The organism is Phaeobacter sp. CC-HEC084 (assembly GCF_059429255.1).
This window is the reverse complement of the sequence record NZ_JCAIJQ010000004.1, coordinates 55,700-72,254: the sequence shown is the minus strand read 5'-3', so window position 1 is coordinate 72,254 and position 16,555 is coordinate 55,700. Positions and strand designations below refer to the sequence as shown.

Annotated in this window: 14 protein-coding genes; 11 read left to right on the top strand and 3 right to left on the bottom strand. The window is 59.7% G+C overall.

The genetic code is table 11. The annotated features are described in order from the left end of the window. The first annotated feature begins 42 nt into the window (after positions 1 to 42). From rpoC to AC5SSZ_RS14265, 3 genes are all read left to right on the top strand, one after another. Positions 43 to 4,284 carry a DNA-directed RNA polymerase subunit beta' gene (rpoC, locus tag AC5SSZ_RS14275; protein WP_065271485.1) on the top strand — a complete coding sequence of 1,414 codons (4,242 nt, stop codon included), beginning with the start codon at positions 43 to 45 and terminating at the stop codon, positions 4,282 to 4,284. A gap of 145 nt (positions 4,285 to 4,429) precedes the next feature. Further along, positions 4,430 to 5,236, top strand: a complete 807-nt coding sequence (locus AC5SSZ_RS14270; RefSeq protein WP_495438448.1) for a glycosyltransferase — start codon at positions 4,430 to 4,432, stop codon at positions 5,234 to 5,236. Between the two features lie 3 nt (positions 5,237 to 5,239). Continuing rightward, the gene (locus AC5SSZ_RS14265) at positions 5,240 to 6,106 is read left to right on the top strand and encodes a DMT family transporter (protein ID WP_495438445.1); all 867 of its coding nucleotides are present in this window, start codon (positions 5,240 to 5,242) and stop codon (positions 6,104 to 6,106) included. Here AC5SSZ_RS14265 and AC5SSZ_RS14260 read toward each other — a convergent pair. Both AC5SSZ_RS14260 and AC5SSZ_RS14255 read right to left on the bottom strand, forming a co-directional pair. Continuing rightward, complete coding sequence (locus tag AC5SSZ_RS14260) at positions 6,065 to 6,904, bottom strand: putative rhamnosyl transferase (RefSeq protein WP_495438443.1); 840 nt, start codon at positions 6,902 to 6,904, stop codon at positions 6,065 to 6,067. The genes AC5SSZ_RS14265 and AC5SSZ_RS14260 overlap by 42 nt on opposite strands. A gap of 36 nt (positions 6,905 to 6,940) precedes the next feature. Further along, a complete protein-coding gene (locus tag AC5SSZ_RS14255; protein ID WP_495438441.1) occupies positions 6,941 to 7,747 on the bottom strand; it encodes a putative rhamnosyl transferase in 807 nt (268 codons plus the stop codon). Positions 7,748 to 8,176: 429 nt separating this feature from the next. On the opposite strand from AC5SSZ_RS14255, the gene rpsL reads away from it, so the two are divergent. The 4 genes from rpsL (at position 8,177) to tuf (ending at position 12,412) form a co-directional block, all read left to right on the top strand. Continuing rightward, entirely contained in the window at positions 8,177 to 8,548 is a 372-nt protein-coding gene (gene rpsL, locus AC5SSZ_RS14250; protein WP_005621086.1) for a 30S ribosomal protein S12, read from the top strand. Positions 8,549 to 8,566: 18 nt separating this feature from the next. After that, positions 8,567 to 9,037 (top strand): 30S ribosomal protein S7, encoded by a 471-nt coding sequence (rpsG, locus tag AC5SSZ_RS14245; protein ID WP_065271480.1) that lies wholly within the window; start codon positions 8,567 to 8,569, stop codon positions 9,035 to 9,037. Positions 9,038 to 9,055: 18 nt separating this feature from the next. Beyond that, complete coding sequence (fusA, locus tag AC5SSZ_RS14240; protein WP_274830259.1) at positions 9,056 to 11,173, top strand: elongation factor G; 2,118 nt, start codon at positions 9,056 to 9,058, stop codon at positions 11,171 to 11,173. A gap of 63 nt (positions 11,174 to 11,236) precedes the next feature. Continuing rightward, positions 11,237 to 12,412 (top strand): elongation factor Tu, encoded by a 1,176-nt coding sequence (tuf, locus tag AC5SSZ_RS14235; protein WP_065271478.1) that lies wholly within the window; start codon positions 11,237 to 11,239, stop codon positions 12,410 to 12,412. Positions 12,413 to 12,766: 354 nt separating this feature from the next. On the opposite strand, the gene AC5SSZ_RS14230 is transcribed toward tuf, so the two are convergent. Then, positions 12,767 to 14,038, bottom strand: a complete 1,272-nt coding sequence (locus tag AC5SSZ_RS14230; protein WP_495438437.1) for a sensor histidine kinase — start codon at positions 14,036 to 14,038, stop codon at positions 12,767 to 12,769. A gap of 341 nt (positions 14,039 to 14,379) precedes the next feature. Here AC5SSZ_RS14230 and rpsJ point away from each other — a divergent pair, with 341 nt between their 5' ends. From rpsJ to AC5SSZ_RS14210, 4 genes are read left to right on the top strand one after another with little or no spacing between them, the layout of a single operon-like run. Then, complete coding sequence (gene rpsJ / locus AC5SSZ_RS14225; protein WP_058289455.1) at positions 14,380 to 14,694, top strand: 30S ribosomal protein S10; 315 nt, start codon at positions 14,380 to 14,382, stop codon at positions 14,692 to 14,694. Between the two features lie 18 nt (positions 14,695 to 14,712). After that, positions 14,713 to 15,435, top strand: a complete 723-nt coding sequence (gene rplC / locus AC5SSZ_RS14220; protein ID WP_065271476.1) for a 50S ribosomal protein L3 — start codon at positions 14,713 to 14,715, stop codon at positions 15,433 to 15,435. Then, complete coding sequence (rplD, locus tag AC5SSZ_RS14215; RefSeq protein ID WP_274849419.1) at positions 15,432 to 16,049, top strand: 50S ribosomal protein L4; 618 nt, start codon at positions 15,432 to 15,434, stop codon at positions 16,047 to 16,049. The genes rplC and rplD overlap by 4 nt, the downstream gene beginning before the upstream one ends. Continuing rightward, complete coding sequence (locus tag AC5SSZ_RS14210; RefSeq protein ID WP_192965366.1) at positions 16,046 to 16,342, top strand: 50S ribosomal protein L23; 297 nt, start codon at positions 16,046 to 16,048, stop codon at positions 16,340 to 16,342. The genes rplD and AC5SSZ_RS14210 overlap by 4 nt, the downstream gene beginning before the upstream one ends. Positions 16,343 to 16,555: the final 213 nt, after the last annotated feature.

Below are 16,555 nucleotides of genomic sequence, written 5' to 3'. Positions count from 1 at the left end.
CCCTTCTCCCGTCCCCCCTTCCGCAAGATTTGAGGTATCAAAATGAACCAGGAAATCACCAATAATCCGTTCAACCCGCTGACCCCGCCGAAGGTTTTCGACGAGATCAAGGTGTCGCTGGCATCGCCGGAGCGGATCCTGTCGTGGTCCTATGGCGAAATCAAAAAGCCCGAGACCATCAACTACCGGACCTTCAAGCCCGAGCGCGACGGTCTGTTCTGCGCCCGTATCTTTGGCCCGATCAAAGACTACGAATGCCTTTGCGGCAAATATAAGCGGATGAAATATCGCGGCGTTGTCTGCGAAAAATGCGGTGTGGAAGTCACCCTGCAAAAGGTCCGCCGCGAGCGCATGGGCCACATCGAACTGGCCTCGCCGGTTGCGCACATCTGGTTCCTGAAGTCGCTGCCTTCGCGCATCGGCCTGATGCTGGACATGACCCTGCGCGATCTGGAACGCGTGCTGTACTTTGAAAACTACGTTGTCATCGAGCCGGGTCTGACCGACCTCACCTACGGCCAGATGATGACCGAAGAAGAGTACATGGACGCCCAGGACCAGTACGGCATGGACGCCTTCACCGCTAATATCGGCGCCGAAGCGATCCGTGAAATGCTGGCCGCGATTGATCTGGAAGCCGAAGCCGAGCAGCTGCGCGCCGAACTGGCCGAAGCCACCGGCGAACTGAAGCCCAAGAAGATCATCAAGCGTCTGAAAGTGGTCGAGAGCTTCCTTGAGTCGGGCAACCGTCCCGAGTGGATGATCATGACCGTGATCCCGGTCATCCCGCCGGAACTGCGTCCGCTGGTTCCGCTGGATGGCGGTCGTTTCGCGACCTCCGACCTCAACGACCTTTACCGTCGTGTGATCAACCGGAATAACCGTCTGAAGCGTCTGATCGAACTGCGCGCGCCTGACATCATCGTCCGCAACGAAAAGCGGATGCTGCAGGAATCCGTTGACGCCCTGTTTGACAACGGCCGCCGTGGCCGCGTCATCACCGGCGCCAACAAGCGTCCGCTGAAGTCGCTGTCGGACATGCTGAAAGGTAAGCAGGGTCGCTTCCGTCAGAACCTTCTGGGTAAGCGCGTCGACTTCTCCGGCCGTTCGGTCATTGTGACAGGTCCCGAGCTGAAGCTGCATCAGTGTGGCCTACCCAAGAAGATGGCACTCGAACTCTTCAAGCCCTTCATCTACTCGCGTCTGGAGGCCAAAGGTCTGTCCTCCACCGTGAAGCAGGCGAAGAAGCTGGTGGAAAAAGAACGCCCCGAAGTCTGGGATATCCTCGACGAGGTGATCCGCGAGCACCCGGTGATGCTGAACCGCGCACCGACGCTGCACCGTCTTGGTATTCAGGCCTTCGAACCCACGCTGATCGAAGGTAAGGCTATCCAGCTGCACCCGCTGGTCTGCTCGGCGTTCAACGCGGACTTCGACGGTGACCAGATGGCCGTGCACGTGCCGCTGAGCCTTGAGGCCCAGCTGGAAGCGCGCGTCTTGATGATGTCCACCAACAACGTTCTGTCGCCCGCAAACGGCGCGCCGATCATCGTTCCCTCGCAGGATATGATCTTGGGTCTCTACTATGTGACCCTGGAACGCGAAGGCATGGTGGGCGAAGGCAAGGTCTTTGGGACCATCGACGAAGTTCAGCACGCTCTGGACGCCGGCGAAGTGCACCTGCACACCAAGATTACCGCGCGGATCACCCAGATCGACGAAGAAGGCAACGAGGTTCTCAAGCGTTTTGAGACCACCCCGGGCCGTGTTCGCCTGGGCGCACTGTTGCCGAAGAACGCCAAGGCGCCGTTTGAACTGGTCAACCGTCTTCTGCGGAAGAAAGAGGTGCAGCAGGTCATCGACACCGTCTACCGTTACTGCGGTCAGAAAGAGTCCGTGATCTTCTGTGACCAGATTATGACCATGGGTTTCCGCGAAGCGTTCAAGGCAGGCATTTCGTTCGGCAAGGACGACATGGTGATCCCGGACGGCAAGTGGACCATCGTCGACGAGACACGCGAGCAGGTGAAGGACTTCGAACAGCAGTACATGGACGGCCTGATCACTCAGGGCGAAAAGTACAACAAAGTTGTCGATGCCTGGTCGAAGTGTAACGACAAGGTCACCGAAGCGATGATGAGCACCATCTCCGCCGACAAGCGGGACGAGAACGGTGCCGTGATGGAGCCGAACTCGGTTTACATGATGGCCCACTCCGGTGCGCGTGGCTCGGTTACGCAGATGAAGCAGCTGGGCGGTATGCGCGGCCTGATGGCCAAGCCGAACGGCGACATCATCGAGACCCCGATCATCTCGAACTTTAAAGAAGGCCTGACGGTTCTGGAGTACTTCAACTCCACCCACGGTGCCCGTAAGGGTCTGTCGGATACGGCTCTGAAGACCGCGAACTCCGGTTACCTGACCCGTCGTCTGGTGGACGTGGCGCAGGACTGCATTGTGCGCGAGCGCGACTGCGGCACCGAGCGTGCGATCACAGCAGAGGCTGCGGTCAACGACGGTGAAGTGGTTGCCAGCATCGGTGAACGTCTGCTGGGCCGTGTTGCGGCCGAGGACATCAAACGTCCGGGCACCGAAGAGGTGATCGTCGCACAGGGGCAGCTCATCGACGAACGCATGGCGGATGCCGTGCAGGAAGCCGGTGTTGCCTCCACGCGGATCCGTTCGCCTCTGACCTGCGAAAGCGAAGAGGGCGTCTGCGCCATGTGCTATGGCCGTGACCTTGCGCGCGGTACCATGGTCAACTCGGGCGAGGCTGTCGGCATCATCGCCGCGCAGTCGATCGGTGAACCTGGTACACAGCTGACGATGCGGACCTTCCACATCGGCGGTGTTGCCCAGGGTGGTCAGCAGTCGTTCCTCGAGGCGAGCCAAGAAGGCAAGATCGTCTTCGAGAACGCTCAGATCCTGCAGAACGCCAACGGCGAAACGCTGGTGGTTGGCCGGAACATGAAGCTGATCATTCAGGACGAGCACGGCGAAGAGCGCGCCAGCCACAAGCTGGGCTATGGCTCCAAGCTGTTCGTCACCGATGGTCAATCCGTTGCCCGTGGCGACAAGCTGTTCGAATGGGACCCCTACACCCTGCCGATCATCGCGGAAAAGCCGGGTACTGCCAAATACGTCGATCTGGTTTCGGGCCTTGCCGTCCGCGACGAGACCGACGAAGCCACCGGCATGACCCAGAAGATCGTGGTCGACTGGCGTGCGGCACCGAAAGGCAACGACCTGAAGCCGGAAATCATCCTTGTGGATGCTGACGGCGAGCCGGTCCGCAACGATCTGGGCAACCCGGTTACCTACCCGATGTCCGTTGATGCGATCCTGTCCTGTGAAGACGGTCAGCAGATCGAGGCCGGTGACGTTGTTGCGCGTATCCCGCGTGAAGGCGCCAAGACCAAGGACATTACCGGTGGTCTGCCGCGTGTGGCCGAACTGTTCGAAGCCCGTCGTCCGAAAGACCACGCAATCATCGCCGAAATCGATGGTTACGTGCGCTTTGGCCGCGACTACAAGAACAAGCGCCGCATCTCGATCGAACCCGCGGATGAGAGCCTGGAAACCGTCGAATACATGGTGCCCAAGGGCAAGCACATCCCGGTGCAGGAAGGTGACTTCGTGCAGAAGGGCGACTACATCATGGACGGCAACCCGGCGCCGCACGACATCCTTGCAATTATGGGTGTCGAGGCTCTGGCCAACTACATGATCGACGAAGTTCAGGACGTTTATCGTCTGCAGGGCGTGAAGATCAACGACAAGCACATCGAGGTGATCGTTCGCCAGATGCTGCAGAAGTGGGAGATCTCCGACTCCGGCGAAACCACGCTGCTGAAAGGCGAACACGTGGACAAGCAGGAGTTCGACGCTGCCAACGAGAAGGCACTGTCGCGCGGCAAACGTCCGGCACAGGGCGCACCGATCCTGCTTGGTATCACCAAGGCGTCGCTGCAGACCCGTTCGTTCATCTCGGCGGCCTCCTTCCAGGAGACCACCCGCGTGCTGACCGAGGCTTCGGTTCAGGGCAAGAAGGACAAGCTGGTTGGCCTGAAGGAAAACGTCATCGTTGGTCGCCTGATCCCGGCCGGTACCGGTGGTGCAACCCAGCAGATGCGCCATATCGCTCAGTCCCGCGACAATGTGGTTCTGGAAGCGCGCCGCGAAGAAGCCGAGGCCGCAGCTGCTCTGGCCGCTCCGGTGATGGAGGACGACGTGTCCGGTGGCGACTTCGACAATCTGGTGGAAACACCGGAAAGCCGCGACTGATCCGTCGACAGACTTTTTGAAAATGAATGCCCCCCGCGCCGATGGCGCGGGGGTTTTCTTTTGTCTGACGTCCCCCAACCGGCGAATGCCTCTTCCCAAGTGCTGCGCCCCGGTGTTTTCTGTGCGCGCAACCGGGGGAGGGGAAATGTCAGAGCAGTTGAATATGGTTGGACTGGTCCGGTTCTCGGTTCTGACGCCTACCTATTATTCCGAACGCTTCAGCACACTGGAGGAAACGGCGGCACATCTGTTTTCCGAGGACCGGATGGAGCTCCGCTTTCGCGTTTTCGAAGAGCTGTGCCTGCCTTCGCTGCTTCGGCAAAGCGATCCCGAATTTGACGTCGTGGTGCTGACTGCGGCGTCGATGCCTGATCGCTATATGCAAAGGCTGAAGGCGCTGCTCGCGCCGCATCGCAATCTGCATTGTCGTCCGGTCGGAACCCGCAATCATTACCGGCTGTTACGCCGGGGGTACGATTCCATTCCGGCAGGGGAGGGCAGTCACCGCATCCTGTTCCGTCTGGATGATGATGACGCGGTTGATATTGATTTTGTGGCGCGGACAAAACGCCTGGCGGCTGGGATCCTGCCGCTGCAACCCGAAGGCGGTGCTTTTGTCATTGCCTATAACCGGGGCTTTTACATGCGGGCGACGCTGGATGGGCCGGAGGTCTTCGACGCGGTCGAACAGGCGCCCCTGTCGGCAGGCACCGCGCTGGTGACCCCAGTTGGAAGCGCCGCGAATCCCTACAAGTTCAACCACCGCAAACTGGCGCGGCACTACAGCCTTTATTCGGATATTTCGGTGCCATCCTTCCTGCGCACTATCCATGGTGACAATAAATCCGATCCCACCCAAAAAGGGATCACTCATCAGATGGCCGAGGAAGAGATCGACGGCGCGCTGCAACGCCATTTCGGTCTGACGCTGTCGCAGCTGAAGGCGGTATAGCGCATGAAACCCAATCAGACCGGTGCCCTGTTGATGATGGGCAGCATGGCGGCCTTTACCTTCAATGATACGCTGGTGAAATCTGTGGGGGCGGATCTGCCGCTGTCGCAGATTCTTGTGGTCCGCGGCGGGGTTGCGTCACTGCTGATTTTCCTGCTGGCGCGCTATCTGGGCAGCTTGCGGATGAACCTGCCACGGGGCGACTGGATGCTGGTTCTGGGCCGCTGTCTGTCCGAAGCGGGGGCGACTTACCTCTTCCTCAGCGCGCTGATGCTGATGCCGCTCGCCAATGTGACTGCCGTACTGCAAATGCTGCCGCTGACCGTAACGCTGGGGGCGGCGTTGTTCTTTGGCGAAAGCATTGGCTGGCGGCGCATGGCCGCGATCCTTGCGGGGTTCTGCGGTATGCTGCTGATCGTGCAGCCGGGGCCAGAGGGGTTCGATGGCGCGTCCCTATATGCCTTGGGTGCGGTTGGCTGCGTCACGGCCCGGGATCTGTTCACCCGGCGGATGTCGGCGGCGGTTCCGTCGATGACGGTGACGTTGATGGCCTCTTTGACAGTGCTGAGTTTTGGCCTGATCTACAGCACCAAGCAGGACTGGCAACCGATGCAGGGCTGGCATCTGGGTCTGCTTATGGGGGCGGCCTGCTTCATCTTTGCCGGCTACCTGTTTTCGGTCATGACCATGCGGGTCGGAGACGTCGCCGTGGTCTCGCCCTTCCGCTACAGTGGGTTGTTGTGGGCGCTGTTCCTCGGCTGGGCAGTCTTTGGTGATTGGCCGGGTGTGCTTACTCTGACCGGCGCGGCCGTCGTTGTGGCGGCCGGCCTATTCACCTTCTACCGGGAGCGGCAGCAGACCGGGGGATGAGAACGCCCGCGCGACTGCGGCGCTATCGACGTTGAAGGTCTGTTTCAGATGGTGCGCTTCCTCTGGTGTGACAGGGGTGACGCTGATCTCCTTGCCGCGCCCCTTGGAGCGGGAATCGTTGAAGCTGTTGTAACCACGCAGATACATGTCGCCATCCGGAATGGTCAGCGTTGGTGTGACCCGCCAAAGGGTATGATGGCCGTGATGCATGATCGTCTGGTTGGACCCGCCCGCCACTACGACTCCCATAGAAAGCGCAGTGTAGGGGTAGCGGTCCGGTTTGATCGCCAGCCCATCGGCACTGGCGCGATAGACATAGCCGCGGTTGAAATCGATGGTGGTCATCGGATAGCGCGGCCAGACCGGTTCTAGGTCCTGCGCCGCCTGTTTCAGCCGTTCCACGAATGACACCGCCATCGCATCGTCATCGTCTAGACGAAACTGCAGGCAGGGCGCATCCGGGTTTTCGCGCGCGTCGTTTAGCATCTGGATCATCACCCGCCGGTGACGGCCCGGCGGCTGCACGGAAATGACCACATTCGGCAAAGGTTCGGTGAGGGTCAGCAGCCGGTCGAGATAGGGGAGAGGAAAGCACTCGCCGACCACGACCAGAAGCTGGAAATCCGCGTCGGTCTGACCGATGACTGAGGGCAGGCAGACAGTTTCGAACAGGCGGAACCGCTCCTCAAGCCGTTCGGTTGCATAAAGATAGGCACGGCGTTCCTCAAGGCTGGCGTGCTCCTGCTTGTAGCCGCCGTGCCCTACATAAGAGAAGCGGCACAATCCGATAACCTGCATAACATGCGATCCCTGGTAAAAACAAAAGCGTGGGGGCTAGTCAGCCGCGAAGACCCGTTTGAGATCATCCTGCCGGATGGCAAATCGTGCTTCAAACTCACCCACCTGATCCGGCGTCAGCGGGGTGACGGGCACCGGTTTGACCCGTTTCTGGCGCGAGTCGTTATAGCCATTGTGGGTGCGAACGAACATCGGCTGATCGCTGATGGTGACCGTCGGCATGAAGCGGAGGATTTTCTCATGCGCGAAGTTCATGATCGTCAGGTTACAGCCGCCGCGCACATACATGCCAAGCGAAGCCACATAGTAGGGCCTGTGTATCTCGGTCGCGGCGATCCCGGACGCCCCAACCTCGGCCACGTAACCACGGTTGAAATCAACGGCGACCGTTTTGCTCTTTTCGATCAGGCCAGAACAATCCTTAACCGTCTGCCGGAGGCGTTCGACGAAATCCACCGACACCGCGTCGTCGTCGTCATGTCGGAACTGCAGACAGGGCGCGTCTGGGTCCCTGCGGGCCTTGTTGAGAATCTCTTTCATCACCTGGCGCTGTTTGCGCGGCGGTTCGCTGTAAATACGGACCTGCGGCATGTCGGCGGTGATGTCCTGAAGCCGCTCCCGGTGCTGTTTCGGCAGGCTGTCGCCAATGACGATGATCAGCTCGAAATCCTGATCTGTCTGTTCGCGCAGACAGGGCAGGGCGACGGTCTCCATCAGTTGGAACCGCTCCTCCAGACGGTCTTCAGCATAAAGGTAGGCAATGCGCTCCTCCAGGCTGGCATGTTCAACCTGAAAGCCGCCAATTGCGGGATAAGAAAAACGACAAAGACCGATGACTTGCATGAATGGGGCGTCCTGAGTATGCGTATGGCCCAATCTTATTGCGACCTGTTGAACTATGCATCGCCGGTACCGATGCGACAAGACAGTGGGTGTGGCAGAGGATGTATTGCCAGCGGCGTGTTCCCGTGCAGCCATCCGCCGACCCTGGGCGTCACTGGGCGCCTGACAGTTGACAAGCCCCGCGACTCCCCATATACGCGCGCCTATCCGGCATCCGGGGGCCGCCCCTAAAGCCGATATCACTATTGTAGTGGATCAAGGTTCGGACAGTTTTATCGTCCGGATCCTCTGTAGACCCACCGCGTCGTTCACCTCGGAATGGGAACGATTGCGGTTTTTGCGCTTGCGGACGCGTAAGTGCCGGAAATATGAGCCGCACGCCCTTGCGCGTGCATGACATGAAAGTTGCGAAACGGGGAATAGACCGGAATGCCAACGATCCAACAGCTGATCCGCAAGCCGCGGCAGCCGAAAGTTAAACGCTCCAAATCCATGCATCTGGAGCAGTGCCCCCAGAAGCGTGGCGTTTGCACGCGCGTTTACACCACCACGCCGAAGAAACCGAACTCCGCTATGCGGAAAGTTGCGAAGGTCCGCCTGACCAACGGTTTCGAGGTCATCTCCTACATCCCGGGTGAAAGCCACAACCTTCAGGAACACTCTGTGGTTCTGATCCGCGGCGGTCGTGTAAAAGACCTTCCCGGTGTGCGTTACCACATCCTTCGCGGTGTTCTGGATACCCAGGGCGTCAAAGACCGTAAGCAGCGTCGCTCCAAGTACGGCGCGAAGCGTCCTAAGTAAGAAGAAGGATAAGCACAGATGTCACGCCGTCACGCTGCTGAAAAACGCGAAGTTCTGCCCGACGCCAAATATGGCGACCGCGTTCTGACCAAATTCATGAACAACCTGATGATCGATGGTAAGAAATCGGTCGCAGAAAAAATCGTCTACAACGCGTTCGATCGCGTTGAAGCCAAGATCAAACGCGCTCCCGTGGAAGTCTTCCACGAAGCTCTGGACAATGTGAAACCCGCCGTCGAAGTTCGTTCGCGCCGCGTGGGTGGTGCAACCTACCAGGTGCCGGTCGAAGTTCGCCCGGAGCGCCGCGAAGCACTCGCAATCCGCTGGTTGATCAAAGCCGCCCGTAGCCGCAACGAAAACACCATGGAAGAGCGCCTTGCAGGCGAGCTGCTGGACGCTGTCCAGTCCCGTGGTACCGCGGTGAAAAAGCGCGAAGACACCCACAAGATGGCAGAGGCCAACAAGGCCTTCTCGCATTACCGCTGGTAACCCAAGGGGCTTAGACCTATGGCACGCGACTATACACTCAACCATTACCGTAACTTCGGTATCATGGCGCACATCGATGCAGGTAAGACCACCTGCTCGGAGCGTATCCTGTACTACACCGGCAAATCCCACAACATCGGTGAGGTGCACGATGGTGCAGCCACCATGGACTGGATGGAGCAGGAGCAGGAACGCGGCATCACCATCACCTCGGCTGCGACCACCACTTTCTGGGAACGCACCGAAGATGGCGAAACTGCTGACACGCCGAAGCACCGCCTGAACATCATCGACACCCCCGGCCACGTTGACTTCACCATCGAAGTTGAGCGTTCGCTGGCGGTTCTCGACGGTGCTGTCTGTGTTCTGGACGCCAACGCTGGCGTTGAACCGCAGACCGAAACCGTTTGGCGTCAGGCTGACCGTTACAAGGTTCCGCGCATCGTCTTCGTCAACAAGATGGACAAGATCGGCGCTGACTTCTTCAACTGCGTCAACATGATCGAAGACCGCACCGGCGCCCGCGCGGTTCCGGTTGGTATTCCGATCGGCGCCGAGAACGAGCTGGAAGGCCTGATCGATCTGGTCACCATGAAGGAATGGCTGTGGCAGGGTGAAGACCTTGGCGCCTCCTGGGTGCAGGTCGAGATCCGTGACAGCCTGAAGGACATGGCCGACGAATGGCGTGGCAAGATGGTCGAAGCGGCCGTCGAGCAAGACGACGACGCCATGGAAGCCTACCTGGAAGGTGAAGAGCCCGACGTCGCAACACTGCGCGCTCTGCTGCGCAAGGGCACTCTGGCGCTGGACTTCGTTCCGGTTCTGGGCGGTTCCGCGTTCAAGAACAAAGGCGTTCAGCCGCTGCTCAATGCCGTGATCGACTACCTGCCCAGCCCGCTGGACGTTGTTGATTACATGGGCTTCAAACCCGGTGACGAAACCGAAACCCGTAACATCCCGCGCCGCGCGGATGATGATATGGCGTTCTCGGGCCTGGCGTTCAAAATCATGAACGACCCCTTCGTCGGTTCGCTGACCTTTACCCGCATCTACTCCGGTGTTCTGAACAAGGGTGATACCCTTTTGAACTCCACCAAGGGGAAGAAAGAGCGCGTTGGCCGGATGATGATGATGCACTCGAACGACCGTGAGGAAATCACGGAAGCGTTCGCGGGCGACATCATCGCGCTGGCTGGTCTGAAAGACACCACCACAGGTGACACGCTCTGCGCCGTCAACGACCCGGTGGTTCTGGAAACCATGACCTTCCCCGATCCGGTGATCGAGATCGCGGTTGAGCCGAAAACCAAGGCTGACCAGGAAAAAATGTCCCAGGGTCTGGCCCGTCTGGCCGCCGAAGACCCGTCCTTCCGCGTGGAAACTGACCTGGAATCCGGTCAGACCATCATGAAGGGCATGGGCGAACTTCACCTGGACATCCTGGTTGACCGCCTGAAGCGCGAATTCAAGGTTGAAGCCAACATCGGTGCCCCGCAGGTTGCCTACCGTGAGACCATCGGTCACGAGGTCGAGCACACCTACACCCACAAGAAACAGTCGGGTGGTTCGGGTCAGTTCGCCGAGGTGAAGATGATCATCTCGCCGACAGAAGCCGGCGAAGGCTACTCCTTCGAATCCCGCATCGTTGGTGGTGCTGTTCCGAAGGAATACATCCCCGGTGTTGAAAAAGGCATCAACTCGGTCATGGATAGCGGCCCGCTGGCTGGCTTCCCCGTGATCGACTTCAAGGTTGCCCTGATCGACGGTAAGTTCCACGACGTTGACTCCAGCGTTCTGGCCTTTGAAATCGCAGCACGTATGTGCATGCGTGAAGGCATGCGTAAAGCTGGCGCCAAGCTGCTGGAACCGATCATGAAGGTCGAAGTGATCACCCCGGAAGAATACACCGGCGGTATCATCGGCGACCTGACCTCCCGTCGTGGTCAGGTGTCCGGCCAGGAGCCCCGCGGCAACGCGATTGCGATCGACGCAAACGTGCCGCTGGCGAACATGTTCGGCTACATCAACACCCTGCGTTCGATGAGCTCGGGCCGCGCCCAGTTCACCATGCAGTTCGGTCACTACGATCCGGTTCCGCAGAACATCTCGGACGAGATCCAGGCGAAATACGCGTAAGCGTCATGACATTGGAAGGTTCGCGGCCCGCGCGGACCTTCTTCCAATCAAAAGGAGGCCACCATGGCTAAGGAAAAGTTTGAGCGTAATAAACCGCACGTCAACATCGGCACCGTTGGCCACGTTGACCACGGCAAAACCACGCTGACCGCAGCGATCACCAAATACTTCGGTGACTTCAAAGCCTACGACCAGATCGACGGCGCACCGGAAGAAAAAGCCCGCGGCATCACCATCTCGACCGCCCACGTGGAATACGAGACCGAGAACCGCCACTACGCCCACGTCGACTGCCCCGGCCACGCTGACTATGTGAAGAACATGATCACCGGTGCGGCGCAGATGGACGGCGCGATCCTGGTTGTGAACGCAGCTGACGGCCCGATGCCGCAGACCCGCGAGCACATCCTGCTGGCGCGTCAGGTTGGCGTTCCGGCGCTGGTCGTGTTCATGAACAAGGTTGACCAGGTCGACGACGAAGAGCTGCTCGAGCTCGTCGAGATGGAAATCCGCGAACTGCTGTCGTCCTACGATTTCCCGGGCGACGATATCCCGATCATCGCAGGTTCCGCTCTGGCGGCGATGGAAGGCCGTGACCCGGAAATCGGCGAAAACAAAATCAAGGAACTGATGGCGGCTGTGGATGAGTACATCCCGACCCCCGAGCGTGCCGTTGACCTGCCGTTCCTGATGCCGATCGAAGACGTGTTCTCGATCTCCGGTCGTGGTACCGTTGTGACCGGCCGTGTTGAGCGTGGCGTGATCAACGTTGGCGACGAAATCGAAATCGTCGGCATCCACGACACCAAGAAAACCACCTGCACCGGTGTTGAAATGTTCCGCAAGCTGCTGGACCGCGGCGAAGCCGGCGACAACATCGGCGCGCTGCTGCGCGGCGTTGACCGTGACGGCGTTGAGCGTGGTCAGGTTCTGTGTAAGCCGGGTTCCGTGACCCCGCACACCAAATTCGAGGCAGAAGCATATATTCTGACCAAAGAAGAAGGTGGCCGTCACACCCCGTTCTTTGCGAACTACCGTCCGCAGTTCTACTTCCGGACCACCGACGTGACCGGCACCGTGACCCTGCCGGAAGGCACCGAGATGGTGATGCCGGGCGACAACCTGAAGTTCGAAGTTGAACTGATCGCCCCGATCGCGATGGAAGACGGTCTGCGTTTCGCCATCCGCGAAGGCGGCCGCACCGTCGGCGCTGGCGTCGTTTCCAAAATCATCGAGTAATTCGCACTCGCGAATGATCAAACGGAAAGGGCGCCCCAGTGGCGCCCTTTTTGTTTGAACGCGATGATCCCGAGACGCACCAAAAAGACTGTGTCGAAGATCATCGAGCAACCAGGTCTCCTGATTGCGGATGGAAAGGGCCTCCTTCGGGAGGCCCTTTTCTATGTGTACAAAGCTGAGCAGGGCAGGGGCCGCTTCGCCAATCGAACCGTTTGGCCTCAGGCGGATTTGATCGGATCAGGCGCACGCCCGGCGGTCTGGTCGGGCGCGGCCCAGACGCAGCACAAACGCGGGGCGTCCGGGCGGTTTTGCGGGCCGGTGTATTCTTGGTTGAGACGACCGAACGCCTTAGGCTCAGGGCGCGGGCTGGATGTCCGCATTGCAGGGCAGCGTCAGAACGAAACGACTTCCCTTTCCCGGGCCTTCGCTTTCGGCATGAGCGCTGCCGCCATGCGCACAGGCAATTTCGCGTACATTCGCGAGTCCCAGGCCAGTGGACTTTTCACCATCCGTTGGCTGCGCGGAAAGCCTTTGGAAACGGCCGAAGGCGCGCGTCAGGTCGTCTGGCGTCAGGCCCTGACCGGTATCGGAGACGGCAACGGTGACGCTTTCACCTTCCTGCGCGACCGAAATCCGGACCTCGCCTCCGGGATAGGTATATTTCACGGCGTTGCTAATCAGATTGTCGATGGCAGAGATGACCAGTGTTTCATCAACCTCTGCGATGGTCCGCTGCGGTGGGTCGACGGACAAGGAGATAGATTTGCGTGCAGCCTCTTCCCGGTTGGCTTCGGCAGCAATGTGCAGCAACCCGGTCAGATCGACCGGCTTGCGATCCAGGCGCAGCGCTTCGCCTTCGACCCTGGCCCGGTCCAGCGTCGCGTCGATCAACTGCGCGATCCGGTCCGCATTGTCGATGACCTTCTGAAATGCAGTTTCGATCCGGGCCTGATCCGGCGCGTTGCTGCGGGTTCTGGCGAGCCCGAGTTCCGCCTGCGACAAGACTGCGGCCAGCGGGCTGCGCAGATCGTGGGCAATCAAACCCATGAGCGCGATCTTTTCCGCGTTTTCGCGCCGCACCTCGGAATAGCCCTGCTGCAGGCGCCGGTTCATCCGCGCGAGATCCGCGATTAGCTTCTTTCGTTCCTTTTCCACGGAGAGACGGCGCAATTCGGCCTCGGCGCGCAGGGCAAAAATTGTCGATATCGCGGTGGCGATCTCGGATTCCTTGATCTCCTGGTTGGAAAATACAGCCAGATGACCGGTGACCTCGCCAGTGGTGTCGCGAAGTGGAATACCTATATAGCCCTCAAACCTCGCTTCGCGCGGATAAAGATCGGCAATCCCGCAGGGGATGATCACCACCTCCCCGGCGTATACCCGGGCGCAGGGGGTGCCTTGCAGCTCGTAGCGTATTCCGCGGGCCACCTTGTGGTCTTGCAGCGCGTAAAGTGCCCGTGCATGGGTGGGGGGTGCGCCTTCTCCATAGGTGACCGCGACGAAGGCCGCATCCAGATGCTCGCTCAGGGCCTCAACCAGGCGCGCTAGGAGCGCATGACCGGTTTCACCAGCGATACTGCGCGCAATCAGCAGAACTTGCTCGGTTTCGGGGCTGTGAGGCGGCACTATTGGGTTGTCCGTTGTGAGGCTTTGCGCAAGATTAACCGGACTTGGAGGGCGCCACTAGGGCCACTGGCCGCTCTGCGTCAGTTTTTAACACGGGACGGCAAGATTTCTGGGGAGTGACCTTGCCCGATCGCGGTAACGGCTTCTGAGGTGGGCCCAAAGCGTGGGAGCATTCGCACGGGCCTCATTTACCCTTGCAATACCGCCGCTGCAGGCTTAAGACGCGCGAGTTCTCAATGAGAATATCAAGGCGGGGTGATTCCCGCCTTTTGGGTTCGATGAGGGTGTGCGGTGGTCGTGGGCCCTCCTCTCAACTCCAACGCCTATAAAAGGCTGACGAAATGCAAAGTCAAAACATTCGCATTCGGCTGAAGGCTTTCGATTACCGCGTGCTGGACGCCAGCACCCAGGAAATCGTGAACACTGCAAAGCGCACCGGCGCGCAGGTTCGTGGCCCGATCCCGCTTCCGAACAAGATCGAGAAATTCACCGTTCTGCGTGGTCCCCACGTCGACAAGAAATCCCGTGACCAGTTCGAGATCCGCACCCACAAGCGCATGCTCGACATCGTTGATCCGACTCCCCAGACCGTGGACGCGCTGATGAAGCTCGACCTCGCCGCTGGCGTGGACGTCGAGATCAAGCTGCAGTCGTAAGATCGGAGGGTAATGAATATGCGCTCTGGTATTATCGCAAAGAAGGTCGGCATGACCCGGCTGTTCATGGAAGACGGCAAGCAGATCCCTGTGACCGTTCTTCACCTGGATGGTCTGCAGGTCGTGTCGCAACGCACCGAAGACAAAGACGGCTACACCGCCGTTCAGCTGGGCGCAGGCTCGGCCAAAGTGAAGCGCGTCTCCAAGGCGATGCGTGGCCACTTTGCCGCTGCAAAGGTTGAACCCAAGCGGAAGCTGGTTGAATTCCGCGTGCCCGCCGATGCCCTGATCGAAGTTGGCGCCGAAATCTCGGCCGAACACTTCCTGACAGGTCAGAAAGTGGACGTGACCGGCACCTCGATCGGTAAAGGTTTCGCAGGCGCCATGAAGCGCTGGAACTTTGGCGGTCTGCGTGCCTCGCACGGTGTGTCGATCTCGCACCGTTCGCACGGTTCGACCGGTCAGTGTCAGGATCCCGGCAAGGTTTTCAAAGGCAAGAAGATGGCCGGCCACATGGGCGCTGCCCGCGTGACCACCCAGAACCTGGAAGTCGTCAAGACTGACGCCGACCGTGGCCTGGTGTTCATCAAAGGTGCCGTACCTGGTCCGAAATCCGGTTGGGTAACCGTCAAGGATGCCGTCAAGAAGAAAGCGCCCGAAGGTCTGCCCTTCCCGGCGGCTCTGAAGACAGCAGCAACCGAAGCACCGGCGGAAGCTCCCGCGGAAGGTGGTGAAGCATGAAACTTGATGTGATCAAACTCGACGGCGGCAAGGCAGGCGACATCGAACTGTCCGAAGACCTGTTCGGTCTGGAGCCGCGTGCGGACATCCTGCACCGTGTGGTTCGCTGGCAGCGCAACAACGCGCAGGCCGGTACCCACAAGGTCAAGACCCGCTCGGAGACCTCCTACTCGACCAAGAAGATCTACCGCCAGAAGGGCACCGGTGGCGCACGCCATGGTGACCGCAACGCGCCGATCTTCCGCAAGGGTGGTATCTACAAGGGTCCGACCCCGCGCAGCCACGGCCACGAGCTGACCAAGAAGTTCCGCAAGCTGGGCCTGCGCCACGCGCTGTCCGCCAAGGCAAAAGCGGGTGAACTGGTCGTGATCGAGGACGCAACCGCAGAAGGCAAGACCGCCCTGCTGGCCAAGCAGGTGAAAAACCTGGGCTGGAAGCGCGCGCTGGTCATCGACGGTGCATCCGTGAACGAGGGTTTCCTCAAAGCATCGCGCAACATCGAAGGTCTGGATATCCTGCCGACGATGGGTGCAAACGTCTATGACATCCTCAAGCGTGACACCCTGGTGATCACCAAGGCGGGTGTCGAAGCACTGGAGGCTCGACTGAAATGAGCGCGAAGGCAGAACACTACGACGTGATCCGCAAGCCGATCATCACCGAGAAATCCACCATGGCGTCCGAAGCCGGTGCAGTGGTTTTCGAAGTGGCGATCGACAGCAACAAACCCCAGATCAAGGAGGCCGTTGAGGCGCTCTTTGGTGTGAAGGTCAAAGCGGTCAACACCACCATCACCAAGGGTAAGGTCAAGCGTTTCCGCGGCCAGATCGGCCGTCGCAAGGACGTGAAGAAAGCCTATGTGACCCTGGAAGAAGGCAACACCATCGACGTGTCCACCGGACTCTGAGATCTGTTTGCTTTCAAAAAGATCGAAGGCCCTTGCGAAAGCGGGGGCCTTTTTCGTTTGGGGTGCGTCTGGTCACAAAGGGCAGCGCCTGACCCTAGGTGGGCGTGAAGCGCCCTCCTGGGGGAGGGGCGGGCGCTGCCCGGCCTGCGGCCGGGTGATTATTGGAACGGAATCTAGGCCATTGCGCCAGCGCGTCCCGTCGAAACGGCGCTT

Coding starts and splice junctions, on each gene's coding strand:
- rpoC (WP_065271485.1), top strand. CDS start 43: ATGAACCAGGAAATCACCAATAATCCGTTCAACCCGCTGACCCCGCCG.
- AC5SSZ_RS14270 (WP_495438448.1), top strand. CDS start 4,430: ATGTCAGAGCAGTTGAATATGGTTGGACTGGTCCGGTTCTCGGTTCTG.
- AC5SSZ_RS14265 (WP_495438445.1), top strand. CDS start 5,240: ATGAAACCCAATCAGACCGGTGCCCTGTTGATGATGGGCAGCATGGCG.
- AC5SSZ_RS14260 (WP_495438443.1), bottom strand. CDS start 6,904: ATGCAGGTTATCGGATTGTGCCGCTTCTCTTATGTAGGGCACGGCGGC.
- AC5SSZ_RS14255 (WP_495438441.1), bottom strand. CDS start 7,747: ATGCAAGTCATCGGTCTTTGTCGTTTTTCTTATCCCGCAATTGGCGGC.
- rpsL (WP_005621086.1), top strand. CDS start 8,177: ATGCCAACGATCCAACAGCTGATCCGCAAGCCGCGGCAGCCGAAAGTT.
- rpsG (WP_065271480.1), top strand. CDS start 8,567: ATGTCACGCCGTCACGCTGCTGAAAAACGCGAAGTTCTGCCCGACGCC.
- fusA (WP_274830259.1), top strand. CDS start 9,056: ATGGCACGCGACTATACACTCAACCATTACCGTAACTTCGGTATCATG.
- tuf (WP_065271478.1), top strand. CDS start 11,237: ATGGCTAAGGAAAAGTTTGAGCGTAATAAACCGCACGTCAACATCGGC.
- rpsJ (WP_058289455.1), top strand. CDS start 14,380: ATGCAAAGTCAAAACATTCGCATTCGGCTGAAGGCTTTCGATTACCGC.
- rplC (WP_065271476.1), top strand. CDS start 14,713: ATGCGCTCTGGTATTATCGCAAAGAAGGTCGGCATGACCCGGCTGTTC.
- rplD (WP_274849419.1), top strand. CDS start 15,432: ATGAAACTTGATGTGATCAAACTCGACGGCGGCAAGGCAGGCGACATC.
- AC5SSZ_RS14210 (WP_192965366.1), top strand. CDS start 16,046: ATGAGCGCGAAGGCAGAACACTACGACGTGATCCGCAAGCCGATCATC.